21 protein-coding genes are annotated in these 26,172 nt (G+C 58.8%); 1 reads left to right on the top strand and 20 read right to left on the bottom strand.

The window, feature by feature from the left end:
• Positions 1-38: 38 nt before the first annotated feature.
• The 20 genes from ENTCL_RS08185 to udk form a co-directional block, all read right to left on the bottom strand.
• Positions 39-1,517: an MOP flippase family protein gene (locus ENTCL_RS08185; RefSeq protein ID WP_013365648.1), complete on the bottom strand. Its 1,479-nt coding sequence runs from the start codon at positions 1,515-1,517 to the stop codon at positions 39-41.
• Positions 1,518-1,526: 9 nt separating this feature from the next.
• A complete protein-coding gene (gene wcaJ, locus ENTCL_RS08180; RefSeq protein ID WP_013365647.1) occupies positions 1,527-2,909 on the bottom strand; it encodes an undecaprenyl-phosphate glucose phosphotransferase in 1,383 nt (460 codons plus the stop codon).
• 18 nt (positions 2,910-2,927) lie between these two features.
• Positions 2,928-4,304 (bottom strand): phosphomannomutase CpsG, encoded by a 1,377-nt coding sequence (gene cpsG / locus ENTCL_RS08175; RefSeq protein ID WP_044612092.1) that lies wholly within the window; start codon positions 4,302-4,304, stop codon positions 2,928-2,930.
• A 75-nt stretch (positions 4,305-4,379) separates the two neighbouring features.
• Positions 4,380-5,816, bottom strand: coding sequence for a mannose-1-phosphate guanyltransferase (cpsB, locus tag ENTCL_RS08170; protein WP_013365645.1), 1,437 nt, complete (start codon positions 5,814-5,816; stop codon positions 4,380-4,382).
• Positions 5,817-5,819: 3 nt separating this feature from the next.
• The gene (gene wcaI / locus ENTCL_RS08165) at positions 5,820-7,043 is read right to left on the bottom strand and encodes a colanic acid biosynthesis fucosyltransferase WcaI (RefSeq protein ID WP_013365644.1); all 1,224 of its coding nucleotides are present in this window, start codon (positions 7,041-7,043) and stop codon (positions 5,820-5,822) included.
• On the bottom strand, positions 7,040-7,519 hold the full coding sequence (locus ENTCL_RS08160; protein WP_013365643.1) for a GDP-mannose mannosyl hydrolase: 480 nt from the start codon (positions 7,517-7,519) through the stop codon (positions 7,040-7,042). Before ENTCL_RS08160 ends, wcaI begins: the two co-directional genes overlap by 4 nt.
• Positions 7,520-7,521: 2 nt before the next feature.
• Positions 7,522-8,487, bottom strand: coding sequence for a GDP-L-fucose synthase (fcl, locus tag ENTCL_RS08155; protein ID WP_013365642.1), 966 nt, complete (start codon positions 8,485-8,487; stop codon positions 7,522-7,524).
• A 3-nt stretch (positions 8,488-8,490) separates the two neighbouring features.
• Positions 8,491-9,612: a GDP-mannose 4,6-dehydratase gene (gene gmd / locus ENTCL_RS08150; RefSeq protein WP_013365641.1), complete on the bottom strand. Its 1,122-nt coding sequence runs from the start codon at positions 9,610-9,612 to the stop codon at positions 8,491-8,493.
• Positions 9,605-10,177, bottom strand: coding sequence for a colanic acid biosynthesis acetyltransferase WcaF (gene wcaF, locus ENTCL_RS08145; protein ID WP_013365640.1), 573 nt, complete (start codon positions 10,175-10,177; stop codon positions 9,605-9,607). Before wcaF ends, gmd begins: the two co-directional genes overlap by 8 nt.
• Before the next feature lie 15 nt (positions 10,178-10,192).
• On the bottom strand, positions 10,193-10,939 hold the full coding sequence (gene wcaE / locus ENTCL_RS08140; protein ID WP_013365639.1) for a colanic acid biosynthesis glycosyltransferase WcaE: 747 nt from the start codon (positions 10,937-10,939) through the stop codon (positions 10,193-10,195).
• A gap of 8 nt (positions 10,940-10,947) precedes the next feature.
• On the bottom strand, positions 10,948-12,171 hold the full coding sequence (wcaD, locus tag ENTCL_RS08135) for a colanic acid polymerase WcaD (protein WP_013365638.1): 1,224 nt from the start codon (positions 12,169-12,171) through the stop codon (positions 10,948-10,950).
• Positions 12,146-13,363 (bottom strand): colanic acid biosynthesis glycosyltransferase WcaC, encoded by a 1,218-nt coding sequence (gene wcaC / locus ENTCL_RS08130; protein WP_013365637.1) that lies wholly within the window; start codon positions 13,361-13,363, stop codon positions 12,146-12,148. Before wcaC ends, wcaD begins: the two co-directional genes overlap by 26 nt.
• The gene (gene wcaB / locus ENTCL_RS08125; protein ID WP_125452128.1) at positions 13,360-13,848 is read right to left on the bottom strand and encodes a colanic acid biosynthesis acetyltransferase WcaB; all 489 of its coding nucleotides are present in this window, start codon (positions 13,846-13,848) and stop codon (positions 13,360-13,362) included. Before wcaB ends, wcaC begins: the two co-directional genes overlap by 4 nt.
• On the bottom strand, positions 13,848-14,693 hold the full coding sequence (gene wcaA / locus ENTCL_RS08120; protein WP_013365635.1) for a colanic acid biosynthesis glycosyltransferase WcaA: 846 nt from the start codon (positions 14,691-14,693) through the stop codon (positions 13,848-13,850). The genes wcaB and wcaA overlap by 1 nt, the downstream gene beginning before the upstream one ends.
• A gap of 16 nt (positions 14,694-14,709) precedes the next feature.
• Complete coding sequence (gene wzc, locus ENTCL_RS08115; protein WP_013365634.1) at positions 14,710-16,872, bottom strand: tyrosine-protein kinase Wzc; 2,163 nt, start codon at positions 16,870-16,872, stop codon at positions 14,710-14,712.
• Positions 16,873-16,874: 2 nt separating this feature from the next.
• On the bottom strand, positions 16,875-17,318 hold the full coding sequence (gene wzb, locus ENTCL_RS08110) for a low molecular weight protein-tyrosine-phosphatase Wzb (RefSeq protein WP_013365633.1): 444 nt from the start codon (positions 17,316-17,318) through the stop codon (positions 16,875-16,877).
• A gap of 6 nt (positions 17,319-17,324) precedes the next feature.
• On the bottom strand, positions 17,325-18,461 hold the full coding sequence (locus tag ENTCL_RS08105) for a polysaccharide export protein (RefSeq protein WP_013365632.1): 1,137 nt from the start codon (positions 18,459-18,461) through the stop codon (positions 17,325-17,327).
• Positions 18,462-19,144: 683 nt separating this feature from the next.
• Positions 19,145-20,998, bottom strand: coding sequence for an outer membrane assembly protein AsmA (gene asmA, locus ENTCL_RS08100; protein WP_013365631.1), 1,854 nt, complete (start codon positions 20,996-20,998; stop codon positions 19,145-19,147).
• Between the two features lie 22 nt (positions 20,999-21,020).
• The gene (dcd, locus tag ENTCL_RS08095) at positions 21,021-21,602 is read right to left on the bottom strand and encodes a dCTP deaminase (protein WP_013365630.1); all 582 of its coding nucleotides are present in this window, start codon (positions 21,600-21,602) and stop codon (positions 21,021-21,023) included.
• An 80-nt stretch (positions 21,603-21,682) separates the two neighbouring features.
• The gene (udk, locus tag ENTCL_RS08090; RefSeq protein WP_013365629.1) at positions 21,683-22,324 is read right to left on the bottom strand and encodes a uridine kinase; all 642 of its coding nucleotides are present in this window, start codon (positions 22,322-22,324) and stop codon (positions 21,683-21,685) included.
• Positions 22,325-22,619: 295 nt separating this feature from the next.
• On the opposite strand from udk, the gene ENTCL_RS08085 reads away from it, so the two are divergent.
• A complete protein-coding gene (locus ENTCL_RS08085) occupies positions 22,620-25,943 on the top strand; it encodes a diguanylate cyclase (RefSeq protein ID WP_013365628.1) in 3,324 nt (1,107 codons plus the stop codon).
• Positions 25,944-26,172 lie beyond the last annotated feature (229 nt).

The following is a 26,172-nucleotide window of genomic DNA, read 5'->3' as shown; positions in this document are numbered from 1 at the left end:
AACCTCTTGAAAGGGGTTTGCAGGCACGGGGGCGGCGGCTAGCCTGCCCGCAATAGCGTTTTCATCTTCTCGCTGCGGCACAGCTGGCACTTTATCTCCACCACCAGCGGGTGGCGCGACAGCACTATCGTCAGCGCGAACGCCAGCGCGCCGGCGGCAATCTGCGCCGCCAGCAGCGCGCCGAGCGGCAGATAGCCTCTCAGCGCCATTCCCAGCGCCTGGCTGACCGCGAGGGTCGGCAGCGACAGGTAAAGCGGCAGCCACAGGCTCAGAATGTATTCACGGTAGCTGGAGCCGAGCACCGGCTTTATCATCACGAAGTAGCTCAGGATGGTGTTGATTATCTGCACCAGCAGGAAGCCGAGCGTCACGCCGATGGCCCCGCCCTGCTGGCCGCCGACGATAATCGCCGGAATAAACAGGCAGGTTTTGAAGACGTTGAATTTAAAGCTGATATCGACGCGGGCTTTCGCCATCAGCAGCGAACCAATCGGGTTGCCGACGGCGCGCAGCAGTCCGACCACGCACAGCAGCTTCAGCACGGGGATGATGCTGCGCCATTTTTCGCCAAACACCAGCGGCACCACGTTATCGCTCACCACCATCAGCCCCAGCAGCAGCGGGAAATTGATAATGCCGACCACCGACAGCAGCTTGTAAAAATTCGCCCGCAGCTTCTGCGTATCGTCCTGGATGCGGGCAAACGCCGGGAACAGCACGCGGGTGATGATCGGGTTGAGCTTCATCGGCGGCACCACCGCCACGTTATAGGCCAGGTTATAGCCCCCGGCGACGCTGGCGCCGAGGATCCGCGCCAGCACCAGCGTGGACAGGTTGGTATTAACGTAGTTAATGATGCTGTCCGCCGTCAGCCACGCGCCAAAGCGCAGGTTCGCTAAGACCGAGTGCAGCGAAAACGAGAATCCCGGACGATAAATCTTGCGGCCAAACCAGCCGAACAGCAGCGTACGGACGGCGCTGTTGACCAGATAACCGAGGATCGCCGTCATCGCCACCGGCCAGAAATGGGCGCTGACCACGGTGAAGGTAAACCCCGCCAGCACCGCGGAGGTCTCAATCATGCCAATCCTGTTGAATTCGAGCTCTTTTTGCATCAACGCGCGAAACTGCTGGCCGTGCGGGATAACCACAAAGGCAAACGCGAGGGCGCGCATCAGCGGCGCCAGATCCGGGTTATGCAGCGCCGCGGCGGCAGCATCGCTCAGCAAAAATACCGCCGCGAACACCGCCACGCCCAGCCCCACGTTCAGCCAGTAGAGCGTGGTAAGCTCCAGCTGGCCGATGTCTTTACGCTGGATAATCGAATTGGCGATGCCAAAATCAGATAGCGTATCCGCCAGCGCGATGATCGTCAGCGAGACGGTCAGCAGGCCGAACTGGTGATTGTCGATAATGCGGGCCAGCACCGTCATCTGCGCCAGCCCCAGGCTGATGATGACAAGCGTCGCCATAGCGGACCACTTCGCGCCGCTGATGGTTTTTTCTCTCAGGCTCATGGTGTGTCCTCAGTACGCCGCTTTGTTGACAAAGCCTTTGAAAATCGTCAGGAAAACAATGCGGATATCGAACCACAGGCTCCACTCGCGGATGTACTCGAGGTCAAACTCGACGCGTTTTTCCATTTTCTCCAGGGTGTCGGTCTCGCCGCGCCAGCCGTTGATCTGCGCCCAGCCGGTAATGCCCGGCTTCACCTTATGGCGCAGCATGTAGCCTTCGATCAGCTGCCGGTACTGCTCGTTGTGCGCCACCGCGTGCGGACGCGGTCCGACGATAGACATCCCGCCGGTCAGCACGTTGATAAACTGCGGCAGCTCGTCAAGAGAGGTGCGGCGCAGGAAGCTGCCGACCCGGGTAACGCGCGGGTCGTTTTGCGTCGCCTGCGTCACCACCCTGTCGTTTTCCATCACCCGCATCGAGCGAAACTTCCACACCATGATCGGTTTACCGTCCATGCCGTAGCGGGTCTGGCGGAAAATAACCGGTCCGGGCGACGTGAGCCTGACCGCCAGCGCGATACAGACCAGCACCGGCGAGATCAGCAGCAGAATGAACGACGACAGCACGATATCTTCGAGGCGCTTGATCACCCGGTTGATCCCCGACAGCGGCGTGTCGTACAGCGGCACCACCGGTACGCCGTTTACCTCATCGATGCGGGAGTGGAGAATGTTGAAGGTGAAGACATCCGGGATAAGAATGACCGAGCAGGTGGTATCCGCCAGCTCGCGGACCAGCGTTCTGATGCAGGCTTCCTCCTTCATCGACAGCGCGATATACACGTTATGGATTTTCCCCGCCCGGGCGTCATCGATAAGCTGCTGATAATCGCCCACCGCCTTCGCGCCCGGGGTATCGTGATAAACCCCCACCACCTCATAGCCTAGCCACGGCTGGTTACGAAAGCTTTCCAGCAGCATCTGCCCGGCGGGCAAATTTCCGGCGACGGCGACGCGGCGGGTGTTGTAGCCGCGGTTACGCAGCCAGCCGGCGGTAGAGCGGATAAAGATGCGGCATCCCACCATCCCGCAGGTGCTGAGGGCATACCAGGCAAGCCACACCGTCGCGCTGTTGTTAAAATCGTCGTTAAACGCCAGCAGCCCGGCGCTGAAAATCAGCGCCAGGGTCCAGTTCTGCAGCAGCAAAAGCAGTTCGGTATTAATGCGCACACCGCGCCAGGAGCGGTAAAAATCCGTCATCCCGCCAATCATCTGAAAGACCACCAGCGTCAGCAGGGCCATCAGCAGATGCAGGTATAAGAACGGTAACTCAGCGCCCTTGCAGACCACCCACAGCCCACCGAACATAATGGTAATGTCGGAAAATCGCTGCACCATGGAGATTAACGATGCGTTCGTTTTGGCTCGTTCGCGCGTTGTCAGAGTCGTCATCGTGGTTCCTGTGTTAGGTCAATCCGCCCGGTTGAGCAGCGCCAGGATGTCCTGTGTTCGGGCTTCCATCAGCGGCACATCGCCGCGCGACTCAACGTTGAGGCGCACCACCGGTTCGGTATTGGAAGAACGCAGGTTAAAACGCCAGTCGTCCCAGGAGAGGCTGATGCCGTCGGTGCGATCGACGTCGAGCGCGTGCGGCGCGAAGTGCTGTTCCACACGGGCAATCGCCCGCGCCGGTTCCGCCAGCGTGCTGTTGATTTCACCGCTCGCCGGAAACGCCGCCATCCGGTCGCGAACCAGCTCGCCGAGAGTTTTCCCCTTCAGGCACAGCAGCTCCGCCACCAGCAGCCACGGGATCATGCCGCTGTCGCAGTAGGCAAAATCGCGGAAATAGTGATGCGCGCTCATTTCCCCGCCGTAGACGGCATCTTCCTCGCGCATGCGCTCTTTGATAAACGCATGTCCGGTCTTCGACATCACCGGCGTTCCGCCCGCGCGCCGCACGACGTCGACGGTGTTCCATGACAGACGCGGGTCGTGAATAATGCGCTCGCCGGGCTGCTTTTCGAGGAAGGCCTCGGCCAGCAGGCCGACGATGTAATACCCCTCGATAAACTGTCCGGTTTCGTCAAACAGAAAACAGCGGTCAAAATCGCCGTCAAAGGCGATGCCCATATCGGCGCCGTGTTCGATAACCGCGTTGCGGGTATCGTCGCGACGCTCCGGCAGCAGCGGGTTAGGAATGCCGTTGGGGAAAGTGCCGTCCGGCGCGTTGTGCACCTTCACGAGGGTTACCGGCACGCGGTGCGCCTTAAAGCGCGCCTCCAGCGCGTCCACCACCGGACCGGCGGCGCCGTTACCGGCGTTAATCACCAGCTTCAGCGGCTTCAGGTTGCCGAGGCTGATATAGCCCAGCAGATGGTCGATATAGGCGTCGCGCAGCGCCAGCGTCCGGTAGCTGCCGCGCGCCGCGTTATCCACCGGCGGGAAGTCGTTGGCTTCCGCCAGGCGCTGGATATCCCGCAGCCCGGTATCGCCGCTGATCGGCCGCGCCCCCTTACGCACCAGCTTCATGCCGTTATAATCCATCGGGTTGTGGCTGGCCGTAACCTCGATACCGCCGTCCACGCCGAGGTGGAAGGTCGCGAAGTAGATTTCCTCGGTGCCGCACATGCCGAGATCCAGCACGTCGACGCCGCCGTCGCGCAGCCCGTCCGCCAGCGCCGCCTTCAGCGCATCGCTGGTCAGGCGAACGTCGCCGCCCAGCACCACGGTTTGCGGCTTCAGCAATGCGGCGTAAGCGCGCCCGATTCGCCGGGCGATGTCTTCATTCAGCTCAACCCCGAGCTTGCCGCGGATGTCATAGGCTTTAAAACAGGTTAATTTTTCCACGTTATCCCCTTCTTCAGGCAGCAGTCGGCCCTGACCCGCTGCCGAGGCCATAATTGGTGTTTTTTTCATCAGAAACTAAAGGCGGCCGTAGCGGTCCGCAAAACGCACAACGTCGTCTTCTTCGAGATACGACCCGGAACGGACTTCGATCAGGTCGAGCGGGATTTTGCCGGGGTTCTCCAGGCAGTGCGTCGCGCCAAGCGGAATGTAAATCGACTCATTCTCCCCCAGCAGCTTCACCTCATCGCTGATGGTGACTTTGGCGGTACCGGCAACCACGATCCAGTGCTCGGCGCGGTGATGGTGCATCTGCAGCGAAAGCCCTTCCCCCGGCTTCACGGTGATGCGTTTAACCTGGTAGCGTTCGCCGGAATCGATGGAGTCATATTTCCCCCACGGCCGGTACACTTCACGATGAACGTGATGCTCATGGCGGCCGTCGGCTTTGATGCGCTCCACCACTTTTTTGACATCCTGCACCGCATGCCGGTCGGCAATCAGCACCGCGTCTTTGGTCTGCACCACCACCAGATCTTTCACCCCAACGGTGGTCACCAGCCCCGACTCGGCGTACACATAGCTGTTTTCGCTTTTGTGGCTTATGACATCGCCGTGGTGCACATTGCCTTCCGCCGTATGGTTGCTGATTTCCCACAGCGACGACCAGGAGCCGACATCGCTCCAGCCCGCGTCCATCGGCACCATTACCGCATCGGCGGTGCGCTCCATCACCGCATAGTCCACCGACTCCTCCGGACAGGCGAGAAACGCCGCCTCGTCCACGCGGATAAAATCCAGGTCCGGATCGACCACGCTCATCGCCTGCTGGCAGGCGGAGAAAATGTCCGGGCGGAACTTGTTCAGCTCTTCCAGATAGCGACCGGCGCGGAACAGGAACATCCCGCTGTTCCAGTAATATTCGCCGCTGGAGACATAGCCCTGCGCCGTTTCCAGATTCGGTTTTTCGACAAACTGCGCCACCTCAAAGGCCAGCGCGTCGTTTTCTCCGGGGCACGCCTGGCCGCGGCGGATATAGCCATAGCCGGTCTCCGGCAGGTCCGGTACGATGCCGAAGGTCACCAGCTTGCCGCTCTCAGCGAAGGCAACCGCCTCGCGCACCGCGCGGCGAAACGCCGCCTCGTCCTGAATGACGTGATCCGCCGCCAGCACCAGCATCAGCGGGTCGCTGTCCGGGCTGCGGCGCTTCGCCGCCAGCGCCGCCAGGGCAATGGCCGGTGCGGTATTGCGCCCGGCGGGCTCCAGGATGATGTTCTCGGTCAGCTTATTGAGCTTGCGCAGCTGTTCGGCGACGATAAAGCGGTGCTGCTCGTTGCAGATAACCACCGGGCTTTCGCACTCCACGCCGTTCAGGCGGTTCACCGTCGCCTGCAGCATGGTCAGATCGCCCTTCAGGCACAAAAACTGCTTGGGATAGAGTACCCGGGACAGCGGCCACAAACGGCTGCCGGAGCCTCCGGCCATTACTACCGGGAATAATTGTGATTGACTCATGTTCTAACCCCGAATATCAGCAATAAATTGTTTCAGCACGCTCTCTTTTTCGAGCGTGCTCCGGGCATACTCGTGCGCCAGCCGGTTTTCGCGCGGCAGCGCCAGCGCGGCATCAATACCTGCGACCAGCGCCGCGACCGACTCCGGCGCCACGCAGACCGCAATGCCCGGGCGGTCGGCGCAAAGCTGGCCGAGCTCGGTCTGCGGCTCGGCGGTGATCACCGCGTTGCCGCCCACGGCGAGGATGTTGGTCAGCTTCGAAGGCAGCACGGCGTCCGCCGCGCCGCGCTTCTGGATAACCAGGTGGCAGTCGCCCAGTTTCAGCAGCGCGGGCAGCGCGTCATACGGCTGCAGCGGGAAGAACAACACGTTGCGTAACCCCCGCTCGCTGACCATTTTTTCAAGACGCGCCTTACCGCCGCCCTGGCCGACAATCACGAACAGCCACGGCTGATGCTGTAGCAAAGCGGCGGCATCGACGACGTTTTCCAGCCCCTGCTTTTCCCCGATGTTGCCCGAATAGAGGACGATTTTTTTCTCCTCGGGCAGCCCCAGCCGGGCGCGCAGCGCCGTGACCTGGCCAGCGCTGACCTCGCGAAAGCGGGCCACTTCGGACCAGTTGGGGAAGAAAATCAGCTTCTCCGCCGCCACCCCTTTTTCCTGCGCCTTTTTCATCATCGAGCGCGAAATGGTGGAGACGTTGTCGACGTTGTGCAGTCCGCTGCGCTCAAACGCCGCGGCCAGCTTCGCAAACCTGCCGCCTTTATCTGCCCCCGCCATGCCGAGACCCAGCATGGCGTCTACTTCGTAGTCCTGGATATGCAGCAGGGTACGGGCGCCGGAAAGCTTCGCCAGCAGGCGCATCCCCGGCGTACAAAACAGGGTTGGCACCACGCCGATGATGCGATCCGGCTTCCAGCGACGCTGGGCCATCAGCGGGAAAAAGCTGCTCAACGCAAAGCTGCCTAAGTGGATCAGCCGTTTGAGCGTCGACGGCCGTTTCGGTACGTACAGCGGGCAGCGCCAGACGGTCGCCGCTCCGTCCTCCCGGCGGTAGCGCCAGGCGCTGTAGCGCTCGCCCACCGCCCATTCCGGGTAGTAAGGCGGCGCGGCGATCACCCGCACCTCGTGACCTTCCCGCGCCAGCCACTCGACCATTTCGCCGGTATACTTGCCGATGCCGGTCAGCTCAGGCGCGTAGTTGATACCGTAGACCAGGATCTTCATAGGCCAGGCGCCTCTGCGCGCTGCTCCGCCTGGAAGTAGGCGCGGCTGTTATCGTGCACCTGCTCCGCCGCCAGCAGCGCCTGCGGCGTAAGCCAGCGGTAGTCGTTGTGCTGTGCGTCCGGCAGCGCCAGCGCCTGCGCGTTCACCCGCAGGCGAAACCCCAGCACCACGTAGTGGGTGGAGAATGCGTCGCCGGAAAAGTTATCGTCATAAAAGTGCTGCCAGACGCCGTGGAAGCGGGCGGCTGACATCGGCAGACGCAGCCCCAGCTCTGCCTCCGTCAGGCGGGCAAAAGCCGCAGAGAGCGGTTCGTCTTTCTGAATACGCCCGCCCGGCACGAACCAGTAGCCCTGCGCCGGACGGTTGTTGCGCTTTCCGAGCAGAAATTCGCCCGCCTCGTTCTCTACGATCAAATCGATGGCAACAAGCGGAGTGGTACGAACCACGGCGGCAAAATCCTCTGGCGTCAGAAACATGGTTACCCCCGGAAACGGTGCTGGTTCTCAAGGAACCACCGGTAGCTGCTGGCGAGCCCGGCTTCGAGCGTCACCTCGTGGTACCAGCCAAGCTGGTGCAGACGCGACACGTCCAGCAGCTTGCGCGGCGTACCGTCGGGTTTTGAGGCGTCAAACACCACCCGGCCCTTAAAGCCCACCACCTTCGCAATGGTCTGCGCCAGCTCGCGAATGGTGCAGTCCACACCGCTGCCGACGTTAATATGCGACAGCATCGGCTGGGTATTTTCCTGCCACACCTCGCGATCAAGCTCCATGACGTGAATGCTTGCCGCCGCCATATCGTCGACATGGAGGAACTCGCGCATCGGCGTGCCGCTGCCCCACACCACCACGTCGGCGGCGTTATTCTGCGCCGCCTCGTGAAAGCGGCGCAGCAGCGCCGGGATCACATGCGAGTTGCTCGGATGGAAATTGTCGTGCGGGCCGTACAGGTTGGTCGGCATCACCGAACGGTAATCGCGGCCGTACTGACGGTTATAGGACTCGCACAGCTTGATACCGGCAATTTTGGCGATGGCGTACGGCTCGTTGGTCGGCTCCAGGGTGCCCTGCAGCAGCGCGCTCTCCGCCATCGGCTGCAACGCCTGCTTCGGGTAGATGCACGACGAGCCGAGAAACAGCAGCTTATTCACGTTGTTCATATGCGCCGCGTGAATGATGTTGCACTCGATGGTCATGTTCTCGTAGATGAAGTCCGCCGGGTAGGTGTTGTTGGCGACGATCCCCCCTACTTTTGCCGCCGCCAGATACACCTGGTCGAAGCGCTGTTCGGCGAAAAAGGCGTTCACCGCGCTGGCGTCAAGCAGGTTGAGCTGCTCGCGGCTGCGCAGGACCAGCTCAACGTCATCGCGTTGTTCAAGCTGGCGGACGATGGCCGAGCCCACCATGCCCCGGTGGCCCGCCACAAAAATACGTTGTCTGGTCATGAATTAAGACTCCAGCGCGATGGCCACCTCGTAGCCGTGGGATTTGAGCAGCGAGTGTTTTTTCGCCGCCTCAAGGTCTTTTGCCACCATTTCGCTGACCATCTCCTGGAGCGTGATTTCCGGCTTCCAGCCCAGCTTTTCGTGCGCTTTGGTCGGATCGCCAAGCAGCGTTTCCACCTCCGCCGGACGGAAATAGCGCGGGTCGACCGCCACCATCACATCGCCCGGCTTCACCCCCGGCGCGTCATGACCGGTCACCGACACCACAATGCCCTTTTCGTCCACGCCTGTGCCTTCAAAACGCAGCTTAATGCCCAGCTGCGCCGCCGCCATCGTTACAAACTGGCGTACGGAGTACTGCACGCCGGTGGCGATAACGAAATCCTCCGGCTGCGCCTGCTGTAGCATCATCCACTGCATTTTTACGTAATCTTTGGCATGGCCCCAGTCGCGCAGGGAGTCCATGTTGCCGAGGTACAGGCGCTTCTCCAGCCCCTGGGCGATATTGGCGATAGCGCGGGTTATCTTGCGGGTCACGAAGGTTTCGCCGCGGCGCGGCGACTCATGGTTGAACAGAATGCCGTTGCAGGCGTACATCCCGTAGGACTCGCGGTAGTTGACGGTTATCCAGTAGGCGTACAGCTTGGCGACGGCATACGGTGAGCGCGGGTAAAACGGCGTGGTTTCTTTCTGCGGAATTTCCTGCACCAGACCGTACAGCTCGGAGGTCGAGGCCTGGTAGAAGCGGGTTTTCTTCTCCAGCCCCAGGAAGCGGATCGCCTCCAGCAGACGCAGGGTGCCGATGGCATCAACGTCCGCGGTATACTCCGGTGACTCAAAGGAGACCGCCACATGGCTCATCGCGCCCAGGTTGTACACCTCATCCGGCTGCACTTCGCGCAAAATACGCGTCAGGTTGGAGGTATCGGTCAGGTCGCCGTAGTGCAGGTGAAACTTCGGGTTGCTGGTATGCGGATCCTGATAAATGTGGTCCACGCGCTCAGTGTTGAACGAGGAGGCGCGACGCTTAATACCGTGAACTTCATACCCTTTTTCCAGCAGCAGTTCTGCCAGGTAGGAGCCATCCTGTCCGGTTACGCCGGTGATGAGAGCGACTTTAGTCATGTTTCTGTTCCTCAATGTTTACGGATTCCACGCGTTCGCGCGTCACCACTGCGGGATTACCCCGGCAAATCGCGTTTGCCGGTAACGATGTAAATACGCTGCTGCGCGCGCCGACCACTGTGCCATCGCCAATCGTGACCCCGGGCGCGACAAAAACATCGGTCGCCAGCCAGCATTTATCGCCAATAACAATCGGCGCAGCGGTAATATCAAAATGCGCACTGCGGTAGTCGTGGCTGCCGGTACACAAATAACACTGCTGCGACACCACGGAATTACGGCCAATGGTGATATCGCCTAAAGAATATAAAACGGCGTGATCCCCCACCCACGCATAATCGCCAAGCGTTAACTTCCATGGGTAGGTAATTTTGACCGATGGGCGGATCACCACATTTTTTCCCAGCTGCGCGCCGAACAGGCGTAATAAAAAAGCGCGCCAGCGGTACAGTATTTGTGGCGACCAGGCAAATAAGGTTGCCTGCACCGCCCACCATAGCTGTACTTTAATACCCCCAGCGCCCCGAAACCCTTTGGGCACCGAGAATCCGCTTAATTCCTGCATAATCCACTCGTATATTCAGGCTTTGTTGTATAAGGTTTTTGCTTTACCGGTAGTACGTAAACGTAATAAATAAGACAATTCCGTTAACAGCCCGGGCATACGTAAAATATTACGCTGCACGGCTCTGGCATCCTGGCACAGCTGTAGATTATTGGAGGTTGATACGCCGCCCATGGAAAATTCCGAAACCAGGCCTTTAATACGCGTGAAGCGATACCCTGACTTATACATTCTGGCCGCCAGCGCATAATCAGAAGAAACGCGGTAGCGCAGATCGTATGGATATTTTCTGATCCCACTGAGCGGGAAAAAGATAGCCTGATGGCTGGCCGGCAGGCTGTGATAAATATACCAGCCGTGTTTTGCCTTCCGGCGGCGTTTATGGCCATCGCCAAAATCCAGCAGCGCATCGGCAATCACCATCGTGCGGTTATTTTTCGCCGCCAGCTGCGACACCACCTGCGCCGCATCCGGATGGAACACGTCCCCGGAGTTGAGGAACAGCGCAAAGCGGCCCTGGGCCATCGCGATACCTTTATTCATGGCGTCGTAGATGCCGCTATCCTTCTCACAGACGTAGCGTAGACGGTACTCGCCGCCGCATCCTTGCAGAAATTCCTCGGTACCGTCGCCCGACGCGCCGTCGACGACAATCCACTCAAACTCGATACGCGGATCGCGCGCCAGATGGGCCAGCGATTGCCAGGTTTTTACCACGCCGTCATAATTACGAAATGCAACGGTAATCACGCTTAGCAGCATTTTCCACCTCATTCGCTGTGCGTTATCTTCAGCGCTTTACGCAGAATAAACGGACAGACAATTAAAAAAGCATATTCTGGGCTAAAAATAGAACCGGTAAAGAACAGCGACACCGGAAAAAACAAATACAGCTGCACACCAAAATTCTGGTTATTGCCAAACGCGTTAATTGTCATCTTCGCCACTTTCAACAGATACCACAGCGTAAGCAATACGGCGAACCATGAGAAATAGATAATTAACAGATACAGTCCATTATCTATAGTTTTACCGACGTCGGCACCGTTAAAAATTCCGAATGACGCAACATATTCATACAGCGAGCCAAAGCGCACCACCCCGTCAATATGGGTTAACGAATAACCCACCATCACCAGCGGACCAATAATTCGGTAGTACGATGATGATCCTTCCGTACCGAGGTCGCCAAGCCGCTCAGAAATATACGGAAAGGCAAACACCACGCCGACTAAAAAAACCGCAAATGAGATAATTGCCAACGGCAGCTTTTTCCTGATCGCCTCCTTATTCAAATACTGAAAGGCCCACTCCAGCAAATAAAATAAGATAAAGGTCATTACTCCGGAAAAGGAACCCGACAGTATTATCCCTGCCAGAATCATACCATCGGTTTTCGCTGTTTTGATACCGAACTGTTTGATACTGAGCCAAATTGAGATTAACGCCAGAGCGAAGAACGCCGGCTCGAAATAAAGCGCGGTGGTTCGCTTGCCGCCAAACTTGATAAAGTTGAGCACATAGCTGTTGCTGTAAATCAGAAACTTCGAAATCGTTTCCATCAGGCTGCTGCCGCCGCTAAGGATAATCTGCGCCATTTCGGCTGCCGCCAGCATCACCACCAGCGCGACCACCGCATAGAAAAAGCGCAGGATTTTACGGTGGTTATGCGGCGAAATGGTCTTAAAGCGAATGCTCCACACCATCCCGATAATTATCACGATATAGACAAACAGCATCGTCGACGTGACGTACTTACCGGCGTCAAGCGACTTGCCGAAAACGTAGTTAAACAGCGTCAGCCCGCCGCCGACGCCGAGCGCAATCATCAGCTTTTTCAGGTTGATGCGCTCGACGTACAGCAGCAGCAGCACCGGCAGAAAGGTCACGATAGTGATGGGAAAACTTTCCCCCAGCTGAGCGATTTTGACGTTAACCAGCAGGTAGATTAACGGCAGCAGCAGATAGCTACAGATTCTGATAGAACGAGACATACTCCTCCAGCATCTGCTGTCCGCTGTAGGCCTGGCGGCTGCGCTGATGAAACGCCGCCAGCGTGGTGTCGAAGACGGCCTGCGCAATCTGCGCTTTCGGCAGCTGCGCCAGCGCCAGCACCTCCTCGCGCGCCACCGTACGGCCGCCGGATTTCTCCAGCACCTCCCGCGCGGCATCGCTCGGCGTGGCAAGCACCGGCACCCCAATGGAGAGCGCTTCGCAGAGGATAAGCGGGTAGTTATCGACCCGGGAACTGAACAGCAGCGCGTCCATCGGGTTCAGCGCATTCATCAGCTGGCGTTTGTCGGTCAGAAAACCGTGATTCACCACGTTGCGGCCGGTAAACGGCGAAAACTTGCCGAAGGTATGCACCTCCACCGCCTCGCCCAGCGCGATAATATCCCGCACCAGCTGCTGGTCAGTTTTACCGTCGTAGCGCAGGTCATGAGCCACAACGGCGATTTTCGGCGTCTGGCCCGTCGCGGCCTGCGGCGACAGCTCGCTTAAAATCGCCTCGGTCGCCACGTCGATACCGTTATTCACAATCTGGCAGTGCCCTTCGCCGTAAAGGCGGTTAAAGGCCTGCGCCACGTGCTGGCTCGGCGAAATAAACCGGCAGCCCAGCGCCAGCATCTCGCGAAACAGCTGGCGTTTTCCGCCCACCTGCTGACGCGCGCGATCGATGCGGACCGGCGGATAGTTGCTCAGCGTCGGGCACTTCATGCAGCCGCTTTGCCAGCCGTCGCAGCCGTCGAGAAACGCGCAGCGCCCGGTCACGCTCCAGTGGTCGTGCAGGGTCCAGACAAAGCGGACATCGTCCCGCTGCGCCCGCAGGCGATGGCAAAACTCCACCACCTCATCGAGGTTCAGCCAGTAGCTGTGCAGCACATGAAAATGCAGCACCAGCGGTCCTGGCGTGCGGGCGACGGTCCGCCACAGGCCGTTGAGATTGCCGAACAGATCGCGGTTAAACAGCCGAAACAGCGCCAGATTCGCCATTGAGGTCGCCCGCGCGGTATGTTTGATAACGTGCGGATAGCGGTCGTGGCTGACGCTTTTGCCGCCGCCTTTGCCGTAGCCGTACACAAAGCGCGATGACAGCCCGTGCTGCAGCGCCCGCTGATGCAGGTCAAGCGCCACGCCTGCCGCCCCGCCCTCCGCCAGGCGGACGTTAAATTGCAGAATATTCATTTCATCACCTTCACTCGCGCTTTCTCTCCCACCACCAGCGCATTGTCCGGTACGCTGTCCAGCACCACGCTGCCCGCGCCGACGCAGACGTTATGGCCGATACGAATATCGCCAATCATCACCACGTTGGCGCCCAGTTCGACGCTGTTGCCGATAACCGGGCAGGCCAGATTCCCCGCCCCGCGGTTGCCGATAGTCACGCCGTGGCGGATAACAAAATCATCTCCGGCCACCACGTTCTTATTGATCACCACGGCGTAGCCGTGATGGATAACGAAGCGGCGGCCGATGGTCGCGGCGGCCTGAATCTCATAGCCGAACAGACACTCCGTCACCAGCCGGTACAGCACCAGCAGCGGCGCGGCCCACAGGTTGTTGAGGATATTTTTCTTGCGCCGCACGGAGCAAAAATGGGCGATACGGTAAGCCATCACCATGCAGCAGGGCCGCAGGCTCCAGCGGTTGGCGCGTAAATCGTCGAGCATCATTTCCCCCGCAGGCCGTCGGCCAGCCGCTTGCCGTTACGCAGCGAAAGCAGCGTCAGCAGCGTGCGCCAGTTCATGCGCTTGTTGCGGATCTGGTAGAGCGTAAACAGCTGGTACTTTTTGCTGGCGCGGTCGAATTTGGCTTTGTGTTTGCGATAAAACTGAAAGTAGCCGGAGAACTTTTTCGGCGACGACGTTATCTGCATCTCGCCGTGGTTAATGTGCAGAATTTGCGTCGCCTCCTCAACTTTCCACGGTTCGCCGTAGGCCACCACCATCCGCAGGAAAATGTCATAGTCCTGGGCGGCCTTAAGCTCGGTATCAAACAGGCTTTCCTTGAAGCGCCACGCCCAGCTAAAGACCTGGTTGCCGATGATGTTGCGCTTGTAGAACAGCTGGCGCGAATAGGGTGATTTCGGGTACAGCGGCAGGCTCGCGGGCTGCGAATAGACCTCCCCTTCGCAGACGTAGTCATTGGCATACAGGAACGCGTGGTGCTGGAGCTGCTGGCGGTGCGCCAGGAACACCGACAGGCGGTTCGGCGTCCACTCGTCGTCATCGTCAATGCCGGTAATAAACTGGCCGGAGGCCTGCAAAATCGCCTGATTGCGCACCGCGCAGGCACCGCCGTTGCGGGTGTTGCGGGTATAGCGCACGCGCGCATCGTTAAGCCCATCGATAAACTGCCGCAGCTGCTCCCAGGCGGTGGAGCAGTCGTCCACCACCCACAGTTCCCAGTGCGGGTAGTCCTGGCGCAATACGGATTTAATCGCGCGAATGGCCAGCTGCTGTCGGTTCCACGTGGGCATATAGATGGAAATCAGCGGATGTTCGTGAGTTACCATAGGAGACCTTCCGTCATTATTGGCTGTCAGACCTGTATTCGTACTCGTAATAACCGTAATCCTGATAGCCGGAGGCACGGCGGAAGATAGAGTTGAGGATCACGCCTTTTACCGGGATGCCGTTCTGCTCAAAGCGGCTCAGGCTGGTTTCCACCTCTTTGAGGGTGTTCACCGCGTAGCGCGCCACCATCAGCGTGGTGCCGGCATGACGCCCGACGATGCCGGCATCGGTGACCGCCAGAATCGGCGGGGTATCGATAAGCACCAGGTCATAGCGTTCGCTGGCCCACGTCACCAGTTCGGCGAAACGCCCGCTCATCAGCAGCTCGGAGGGATTCGGCGGGATCTGCCCGCGCGGCACGAGGTCAACATTGTTGACCGAGGTCGGCCTGACGCTTTGGGCTATCTCCGCTTTCCCGACCAGCACCTCCGCCAGCCCGTTGTCATTGTCCGTGCCGAGCAGCTCGTGGGTGTAGCCCTTGCGCATATCGCAGTCGATCAGCAGCACGCGCTTGCCGGTCTGGCCGATGACGGCCGCCAGGTTGGCGCAGACAAAGGTTTTGCCGATCGACGGGCTGACCCCGGTCATCATCAGCACGTTGTTGGCGGCCTGCATCATGGCGAAGTGCAGGCTGGTGCGCAGGCTGCGCACCGCCTCAATGGCGAGGTCGGTCGGGTTGCCGACCGCCAGCAGCTGGCTCTGCTTATAGCGCTTCACGCCCTTCACGGTTTTCACCTGATCGCGCTTCTTCTGCCATTCCGAGAGCGGAATGCTGGCGTAGACGTTAATGCCCTGCTCTTCGAGCACCTGCGGGCTTTCAATGCCGCGGTTGAGCAGCGAACGCAGCAGCACGCCGACAATCGACAGCATCAGGCCGAGAATCATGCCGCCGAGGATAATCAGCGCCTTCTTCGGCTTCAGCACGCCCGGCTGGGTGATGGCCTGGTCGACAATACGCACGTCACCCACCGTGCTCGCCTCCTGAATCTTCAGCTCCTGCTGCTTATTCAGCAGCTGCATATAGACCTGCTGGCCGGACTCCACGTCCCGCGTCAGGCGCACAATTTCCTGCTGGGTTTGCGGCATGGCGGTAACGCGTTTAGCAAGCCTGGCTTTTTCTTCTTCCAGGGTGCGGCGCTTTTCCAGCAGCGTGCGGTAGGCCGGGTGAATTTTGGTGTACAGCTTGGAAATTTCCGCTTCGCTGAAGGTCAGCTGGTTAAGCTGGGCGTCGATGTTGACCATCGAATCAAGCACCGACTTCGCCTCCAGCGACATATCGACCGAGTCCTTCTGCTGGCGGTAGGCGTTAAGTTTGTTCTCAGCGATATCCAGACGGCTGCGCACTTCCGGCAGCTGTCTGGCGAGAAAGGCCAGGCTTTTCGCCGCCTCTTCCGATTTGCGCTCGACGTTTTGCGCAAGGTAGTTGCGGGTAATGCTGTTGAGTATCTCGCGGATCTGGTCCCTGTCCTCCCCGGTATAGGTCAGGTTCAGCACCCCGGTATCCTTGCCGTTTTCCGTCACGGTGAGGTTATTTTGCAGGGTATTTATCATGCCGAGCGTCGAGTATTTGGTCACGATGAACTCACCGCCCTCCCGGGCGTTAATGGCGCCGACCAGCAGAGCAACGCCGCTTTTGTTCAGCACCTGGCCGACCTGGCCGCGGGCGCTAAAGCCGCCGTCGCTGGTGAGCTGATACTGCGTCGGCCCCAGAACCTCGAGGGTAAAGATCTGGTCCTTCATTCCGGCGGGCAGCGTGAAGCCCGTAACGGTCACGGACTCGTTCGCCCGCCCCATCAGCCGCTCCCACCCGGCCCCGAGCAGCGGCAAGGTTTTTTTGGTCACCGCGATGTCAAGGTTGAGGTCTTCTACCGTTTTCCCGAGCACCATCCGCGACTGGATTAGCTGAATCTCCGCATCTGCGGCCGGCGGCTTGTTGCTGAGCGCCGAGCTCAGATCCTGTACCAGCGAGCTGCTGGTGTTCTGCTCAATTTGCACCAGCGCGTCCGCGCTGTAGATGGGCGTGGCGAACAGTACATAGATGACCGACAGCGCAGCCGCCGCCGCGGTGATGCCAAGCACCCACCATTTCGCCTCGATTACCGTGCCGAGCAGGCGGCCAATATCGATTTCATCACCGCCCGCGGCAGGTGAGACCATCGGTTTTACGTTATCTGTCATTGTTATCCCTGCTGCACTTTCAGCGCCTGCGCCCAGCGGAGCGCGGACTGATCGAGTAAGTGGTAAACGGCTTCAAAAGCGTCGCGGCTTTTACGATACGGATCGGGGATCTCGCGCTCATCGTCCCAGTGGCCGAACAGCATGACCTTCCCGCGCATCTCCGGCGCCAGCTCGCACAGCCTGGCGATATGGCGTTTCTCCATCGTCAGGATGAGGTCGTATTCGCGGCACATCGTTTTGGAGACCTGCCTGGCGCAGTGCCCTTCAAGCGACAGGTTGTGGGTCGCCGCGACGCGCATCGCGCTGTCGTCGGCGCTTTTACCCACCAGCGCCCCCAGCCCGGCCGATTCGACGGTCAGCGACGGAAGATAGTTTTTCAGCAGCCGCTCCGCGGTTGGGGAGCGGCAGATATTGCCAACGCAAACCACAAGAATTTTGTTAAACATGGCGTGTTACCAGGTATGGATTTCTTTCGCCGTGTCCGTCATGTAGCGAACGCCACTGATGGTCGGCAGCAGTTGGTTGATAAGACGGTTCCAGCGCGTCACCGGCGCGGTGGTCACATACACCACGTCATACGGCTGCAGCACAAAGTTGGTCGCCATCACCAGCGAAGTCGCATCGGACATGTTCAGCTGGTAAACGTCGGCAATCTTGCCGCTCTTGTCGTCATGTTTGATCGGACGGATCACGAAGATGCCGCTGGCGTCGGAGGCCGTCAGGTCGATGCCTTCCGCCTGTCCCAGCGCCTCGGTCAGCGTCATACCGCTGAAGTCCATCTTGAGGGTGCTCTGCTTTTTCACCTCGCCCATGACGAAGACCTTCAGATCGTCATTGCGCGGCACGAACAGAATGTCGCCCGGATACAGCAGGCGGTTCTGGCTGAGATCGCCGTTTTGCATCAGCGCCTGCAAAGAGATGCGCTGCTCGCGGCCATCGTGGGTCAGCACCACATTGCGCCAGTCGGCAAGATCGGTCAGGCCGCCCGCCGCGTTGATGGCGTCGAGTACCGTCAGCGGCACGTTGGTGATCGGCTGCTGGCCGGATTTGTTGACCTGGCCTGAGACATAGGCTTTTTGCGAGCGGAAGGCGGCGACGTTGACGTCGACCTGCGGGTCGGTGATGTACGCCGCCAGGCGGCCGGTAATGGCGCTGCGGATTTCCCCCAGCGTCTTGCCGGCGACCGGCACGCGGCCGATGTAGGGATAGAAAATCGAGCCATCCGGCTGCACCCAGTTGCCGGTATCGCTGGAGCTGCGGTACTGGCCTGCGGGGGTCGTCAGCTCCGGGTGATCCCAGACCGTCACGCTCAGCACATCCCCAGGCCCCACGCGATACTGATAATTGCTTAACGCCTGATCCAGCGACGCGTTCGGCTGCGCCACATTCGGGCGCGGGCGCAGTTGTTCAATCAGTCGCGGGGTCAGCGGATAAACATTCACCATTCGGTCAATGTCGAAATCAGCGTCCTGCTGTTTCACCACATCTTTGCCGAAGGTCGACATATTGCTGCCAGGCAGAACCGTGCAGCCACTCATCAGGGCGGCAGACACCAATAATGGCATCAATTTGAGTTTGGATTTCATCATTGACTATTTATCACTTTGGCAGAGAAATTATCCTGAACGAATAAAATAGAATCATATTCCTCCAGGGTATTTACATTGAGCATGCCGTTAATCTCCGCATAATATAACTGGCATCAGTCCTAAAAATTATTCATTCATCGACAGGCTATTGACAGAATAATCGGGCTTATTATTACGCCTGCAGGCACGCTACCGCCCCTGGCTCTCAGCTACCAGCGTACTGTCTCATCATTGAGTGACAGGTGAACCACGCAGACTATGGCGCGCAAGGCATTCAGCACGAATGACGATTCATTATTTATTGCGCCGTACGACGGCTATTTAATTTTGGATTGCGAAAGGATTGTTGCAGCTAAGAGAATGACAGGCAAGTTGGCAAACCGTATGCCATGTACTTTTAAGAATAATATTAGCAGTCACACGACATTGATTTTAGGAGTTTCTTTATATTGACATGCAACGCAGGCATGAAATTTCAAATAATTAACCAAGCGATGTCGCCAGGAATAATACATCACGGGGAAATAAGACAGATAATTACGCCACGGGATATTTATGAGATAATCCTTAGGCAAGGATTAATATTACTCCCGTGTATTCCGTAATTAAATTATGATATTTAGCGGCGGCAGGCAATAAAAAGCCGGGCGGTATACATCCGCCCGGCAAAAGACAGTGGCGCGTCAGAGCTTATCCAGCAGCTTTTTCAGATCCTTACTGTTCTGGTCGTTCTGGTTGCGGTCGGCCCACTGGTTAAGACGGCGCTTCATCTCATCCTGAAGCTGTTTACGCAACACCTGGTCTACCTGCAGGCTGTAGCTCAGCGACTCCCACGGGCCATAAACCCGCAGCGGAACCGCCGTCTTCTTCAGCACGGCGACCAGGTTGCTGTCGCCCTCCCAGCCCTCCAGCACGCGCACGTTAAAGCGCATATCGCCCTGCTCTTTTATCAGATCGAGCGAACCGGCGCCGTCGAGGGCCAGCATTGAAGACTGCCCCGTCATGTTATTCAGGTCGAGCACGCCGCCGTCGAGAGACATATCGCAGGCGAACAGATCCAGCCGGGTGGCGCTGTCAAAGCTCTCTTTGGCCTTCACGTTGGTGCTGCGTTCAACCGCCTGCTGCACCAGCTGCTGGAAGTTAAGCCCTTCCGCCCGGGAGTCGCGCAGCTCAAGATGCGCCTGCCCCTGCCAGTCGCGACGGAAACTGTCGGCATCGATTTTCTGACCGGAAAAATCGCCGCTCAGCGACAGCCTGCCGGTCAGATTGATAGGGTAATCGAAGGCCTTAAGGATAGCGCCGATTTCAACGTTATCCAGCTTCGGCTGGAAGTTTGCCGCAGGTTCAGCGCCCCGGGCGTCCAGCGTGCCGGGCAGCGACATCTGGCCGCCGTCAAGCGCCCCCTGCAGCTGGCTTATCGTCAGCAGACCAAACTGGTTGCTGGCCTGCGCGCTGACGTTGCTGAAATTCATACCGCGCCAGGTAACCTGACCGGCTTTCAGCAGCAGATCGGCGCTGAAGCCCCGCAGGTTGCTGTAGTCTGGCCGGGTGTCGTTATCCGCAATCACCGGGCTTTGCTGGCGCGGCGGCGGGGTCTGCCCCTGCGGGCTGGCCGCCGCGGCGGCCGCAGGCGCGTCCTGCCCCAGCAGGTTATCGAGATCGAGCCTGTCGGCCTGCAGATTCAGCGTCCACTGCGGCTGCGTATCACCCAGCAGCACATGGCCTTCGCCGCGCAGCACGCTGTCGTTGGCCGTCAGCGCAAGCTGGCTGAAGCTTAACGTCTTCTGCGCTTCTTTCCAGGCGGCCTCGAAGCTGGCCTGACCGCTGATACCCTGCGCAGGAAGCCCCGCGCCCTGCAGCGTCCAGTTCATCTTGCTAAAGGTTGCGGAGAGGTTATCCGGGTAACGGCTGCCGTCGACCAGGGCGGTGAATGACAGCGCCCAGTCGCGCTGATCGCGGTTCATCCTGCCGCTGAACTCAACGGTGGCCTGGTGCTGCGCATCCTGTTCCATTTGCAGACGGATATTGCGCACGGTCACCAGCTCATCGTTCGCATGCTGGAACACCAGCACGCTGTCGGCCACCTGCAGACGGGAAATATCAAACGACCAGCCGCCGCCGGTGTTGACGCGCGGCAGATCGCTGTCCTTCGGCCCGACCGGCGCCGCGCTGTCTTTCACCGCTTCGGTCTGCGGCGTCAGCTCGACGACCGCGCCTTTGAGCATCACTTTGTCGACCTGCAGCTTGTGCGAAAGCAGCGGCAGCAGCGCAACGTCGAGGCGCATATTGTCGGCCCGCACCAGCGGCGCGCTGGCGCCCGGTTCGGTCAGCGTCATACGCCCGGAAAGAATGCTCAGCTGCGGCCAGACGTGCCAGCGCAACGGACCGTCCAGCCTGAGCTGGTAGCCGCTGCGGGACGCCACCTGTTTGACCATTCCATCGCGAAATTCGTTCGGATTGACCAGCAGCACCAACGCCGAGAGGCCGGCAACAATGACCACCAGCAAAATCATCAGCGTCGTCAGAAATCGTCTCATGGCACCCTCGACGTCAGTCCACTCAGTCTTTATCGATACGGCTGGCAACCGCGCCCTGCTGATCGCGGTATTTCGCGTCTTCACGGCGGTTGTAGGGACGCGCCGCCGGACCGGAGAGCGGCTCGAAGCTCAGCGCGCCGATAAGCATTCCCGGGCGCAGCGCCAGCGGCAGCTTGCCGGAGTTGTAAAACTCGAGCACGATGCAGCCGGACCAGCCGGGGTCAATACGGTGCGCGGTAACGTGTACCATCAGCCCAAGACGCGCCAGCGAAGAGCGGCCGTCCAGCCAGCCGACCAGATCCGCCGGCAGCGTGACCGATTCATAGGTCACCGCCAGCGCCAGCTCGCCCGGGTGAAGATAGAAGGCGTCGCCGTCGGCGAGCACGATCTCTTCGCTCATCACCCGATCCAGCGCCGCGCTGACCTCGGCTTTTGGCCCGCTCAGATCGATAAACGCCGCTGTGTGGCCGCTGAAGGTGCGAAATTTATTACCAAGGCGAACGTCCACCGTCGCCCCGTTAATACGCTCCACCGGGGGGCGTGGGGTAATCGTCAGACGGCCTTCATCCAGCCAGGCTTCAATATCTCGGTCACACAGACGCATGCGCTTTCTCCTTATTATGCACCACGCTCGCGCGCCATCAGGCGGCAAGCCGTGTTTGCACAGTACCTAATTCAGGGAAATTATTCAAAAAACTGACTAATCTTAGCTTTCAGGATATCGATAGCGATACGGTTTTTACCGCCGCGCGGCACGATAATATCGGCGTACTGCTTCGAAGGCTCAATAAACTGCAGGAACATCGGACGCACCGTTTTCTGGTATTGCGACATCACTGAATCCATCGAGCGCCCGCGTTCGTTAACGTCGCGCTTAATACGGCGCATCAGGCAGATATCCAGAGGGGTGTCGACAAAAATAGAGAAATTCATCTCTTCGCGCAGACGCGCATCCGTCAGCAGCAGGATCCCTTCGAGGATAATGACCTTCTTTGGCTCGATGTGCACGGTTTCCTGCGTGCGGGTGTGTTCAACGTAGCTGTAGACCGGCAGCTCAATCGCCTCGCCGCGCTTGAGCATCTGCAGGTGCTGAAACAGCAGGCTGTGGTCCATGGCGCTCGGGTGGTCGTAGTTGGTTTTAACCCGATCTTCCATCGACAGATGGCCCTGGTCTTTGTAATAGCTGTCTTCAGGGATCACACCAATGTGTGCATCGCCGACCTGTTCACGTAATTCGCGGTAAAGCGTACTGGCGATGAGACTTTTACCTGAAGCCGATGCGCCGGCAATACCTATAATGACGCACTGATGGGACTTATCAGTCATAAATTTTTGCGACCTGATTAACCTGGATGAGTAGGAAGGGTGACGCCGGAGCGTCAAACGCGGCAATTATAGGGATTTCGGCTCGCCGATACCAGTCGAATGCAACGGCCGCGGCGGTCATTTTTCCCGACATTAAGTCAAATTTTAATCGTCAGCAGGCGTTAATGTCTCAGGGTTGTTAAATAATGCCCAGTCGTCATAGGAAATGAAAATTGTTTGTACTAGCATAATCCCACTTAATACCTCATCATTTCAGGCAAGCTCCTGGCAGGAAAGACTTTGCGGAAAGTGGTACATGAAAACAACTGAACACGCTGTGTTGGCAACGCCCCCTTATCCTGTGCTGCGATTCGTCGGCCTCGGGCTTTTGACGTTTGTTTTTACCCTTTTCTGCCTCGAACTCACGCGTTTTGGCGGCGTTCTTTCGCCAATGTGGTTTCCCACCACCATTATGATGGTCGCCTTCTACCGCCATGCGGGGAAAAGCTGGCCATCAATTACCGTCATCTGCGTGCTGGGGAGCGTGCTGGCCTCTGCGCTGTATTATCCTGTTCAAAAGCTGAATTTTATTTACACGTCGATCAACGTTATTGAGGCGGTGGTCGGCGCGCTGCTGCTGCGTAAATTGCTGCCGCAGTATAATCCGCTGCAAAACCTGCATGACTGGGTGCGTATGGCTCTCGCCAGCGCCGTCGTCCCGCCGCTGCTCGGCGGCTTTCTGGTGCTGCTGTTCGCCCCGGGCGACAGGCCGCTGCAGACCTTTCTGGTGTGGGTGCTGTCGGAGTCCGTCGGCGCGCTGGCGCTGGTGCCGCTTGGGCTGCTGTTTAAATCCCGTTATTTACAGCGCCACCGCAACCCGATGCTGCTGCTGGAAACCCTGCTGACGCTGGCGCTGACGCTCGCATTCAGCGCGATGGCGATGCTCTGGCTGCCGTGGCCGTTTACCTTTGTGATTGTTCTGCTGATGTGGAGCGCCGTGCGCCTGCCCCGTCTGGAGGCCTTCACCGTTTTCCTCAGCACCGCCATGATGCTGTCGCTGATGATGGCGGTGAACCCCTCTGCGCTGATGACGCCACATGTCAATCTGATGGGTAACGCCCCCTGGCTGCCGTTTCTGCTGATGCTGCTGCCCGCCAGCGTCATGACCATGGTGATGTACGCCTTTCGCGCCGAACGCAAGCACATCTCCGAAAGCGAAGAGCGGTTTCGCAACGCCATGGAGTATTCCGCCATCGGCATGGCGCTGGTCGGTACCGAGGGACAGTGGCTACAGGTGAATAAAGCCCTGTGCAAGTTCCTCGGCTACAGCCAGAACGAGCTGCGCACCATGACCTTCCAGCAGCTTACCTGGCCTGAAGATCTCAACAGCGACCTCGAGCAGCTCGAGCAGCTGGTACGCGGCGAAATCAATAGCTACTCGATGGAAAAACGCTACTACACCCGCAAAGGCGACGTTGTCTGGGCGCTGCTGGCGGTATCGTTAGTACGTCACGCCGACGGCAGCCCGCTGTACTTCATCGCCCAGGTTGAAGATATTAACGATCTCAAACAGACCGAGTGGGTCAACAAGCGGCTGATGGAGCGTATTACGCTTGCCAATGAGGCGGGCGGCATCGGCATCTGGGAGTGGGAGCTGGCGCCGGACATCATCTCCTGGGATAAGCGGATGTTCGAGCTGTACGAAATCCCCTCGCATATGAAGCCGACCTGGAACCTCTGGTACAGCTGTGTACTGGACGAGGATAAAGAGCACGCTGAGCGGGTTATCCGCAACGCCCTTCACGCCCGCTCGCCGTTTAAGCTTGAGTTTCGCATTCACGTCAAAGACGGGATCCGCCATATCCGCTCGCTGGCTAACCGCGTGCTGAACAAGCAGGGCGAGGTTGAACGTCTGCTTGGCATCAACATGGATATGACCGAGGTGAAAAAGCTCAACGAAGCGCTGTTCCAGGAAAAAGAACGCCTGCATATCACCCTCGACTCCATCGGCGAAGCGGTGCTGTGTACCGATGTCGATATGAACGTCACCTTTATGAATCCGGTGGCGGAAAAAATGAGCGGCTGGACCCAACCAGAGGCGATAAAACAGCCGCTGCTCAACGTGCTGCGCATTACCTTCGGCGATAACGGGCCGCTGATGGAAAATATTCATAGCGGCGATATTTCCCGTACCGATATCGAACAGGACGTGGTCCTTCACTGCCGCAACGGCGGTAAATACGATATCCACTACAGCATTACGCCGCTCAGCACCCTCGACGGGCAAAATATTGGCTCCGTACTGGTCATACAGGACGTCACCGAGTCGCGCAAAATGCTGCGCCAGCTGAGCTACAGCGCCTCCCACGACGCCCTGACCCATCTGGCGAACCGGGTAAGTTTTGAAAATAACCTGAAACGTCTGCTGCAAACCGTGCAGGAAACCCGCCAGCGCCATGTGCTGGTCTTTATCGATCTCGACCGCTTCAAAGCCGTCAACGACACCGCCGGCCATGCCGCAGGCGATGTGCTGCTGCGCGAGCTGTCATCATTAATGCTAAGCCAGCTCAGGACCAGCGACATTCTGGCCCGCCTTGGCGGGGATGAGTTCGGCCTGCTGCTGCCGGACTGCAATATCGAGAGCGCGCGCTATATCACCACCCGCATTATTGATGCGATCAACGACTACAGGTTTATGTGGGAGGGGCAGGTTCATCGCATCGGCGCCAGCGCCGGGATCACGGTTATCGATGAACACAACTGCCAGTCCTCTGAGGTCATGTCGCAGGCCGACATCGCCTGCTATGCCTCAAAAAATAACGGGCGCGGCATTGTGACCGTGTATGAGCCGCAGCAGGAAGGTCTGCTGCCGTCGCGCAGCATGATGACGCTGGATGAGCAGTGGCGCATCATTAAGGATAACCACCTGGTGCTGATGGCCCGCGGCGTCGCGTCCCCTCGCGTGCCGGAAGCCAGCCATTTCTGGCTACTGTCGCTGCGGCTGTGGAACAGCGAAGGCGAAATGCTCGAGGAGCAGGCGTTTCGCAAGGGGCTGTCCGAACCGGAGCTGATTCACGCGCTGGACCGCCGCATCTACCAGGCCTTCTTCCGCGACGGGGCCGCAGAGGTCGCCGCGCGCGGCATCAGCGTCACGCTGCCGCTCTCCGCGGTGGGGCTGGCAAGCCCGACGCTGGTCGACGAGCTGCTGGAAGGCCTTGAGCAACACGCGGTGCCGCCGCGCCTGCTGCATTTGATTATGCATGCCGACAGCCTGCCGCAGGCCGGGGTGCAGGACGGCATCGCGCGTCTGCGCGCGGCAGGCTGCAAAATCATCCTCAGCCACGTCGGCCAGGATATGGATCTGTTCAACCACCTGACGCCGGGTCAGGTGGACTACGTGATGCTTGACCCGGAGATCATCAGCAACGTGCACGTTAACCTGATGGACGAAATGATGGTGACGATTGTGCAGGGCCACGCGCAGCGTCTGGGAATGAAAACCATCGCCGGGCCGACAAACCAGGCGCTGATGATGGATACCCTCTCCGGCATCGGCGTGGATCTCATCTATGGCGATCTTATCGCCCACAATCAGCCCATTGAGCTGATGCTCAACACCAGCTACTTCGCCATTAACTGACCTCCCTGCTCCGCTTAGCGGCGGAGCGGACTCTCCCTCCAGTTCTGTTTCATTAAGACGCTACTATTTACAAAATCTAACCATTAACCTGCTAACTAACCTATCTTTACATGTAATATACAAATGCATAACAAAAACACCTCGCTTGGTTGACAGGAACTGTCGCTCTTCTTGCCAGCGTAAAGCCTGATCACCGTTCGCTGCCTGACGCGCAGCTATTATCAGGACA

This window comes from [Enterobacter] lignolyticus SCF1, from assembly GCF_000164865.1.
GTDB lineage: Bacteria > Pseudomonadota > Gammaproteobacteria > Enterobacterales > Enterobacteriaceae > Enterobacter_B > Enterobacter_B lignolyticus.
This window is presented reverse-complemented; position numbering and strand designations above follow the sequence as displayed.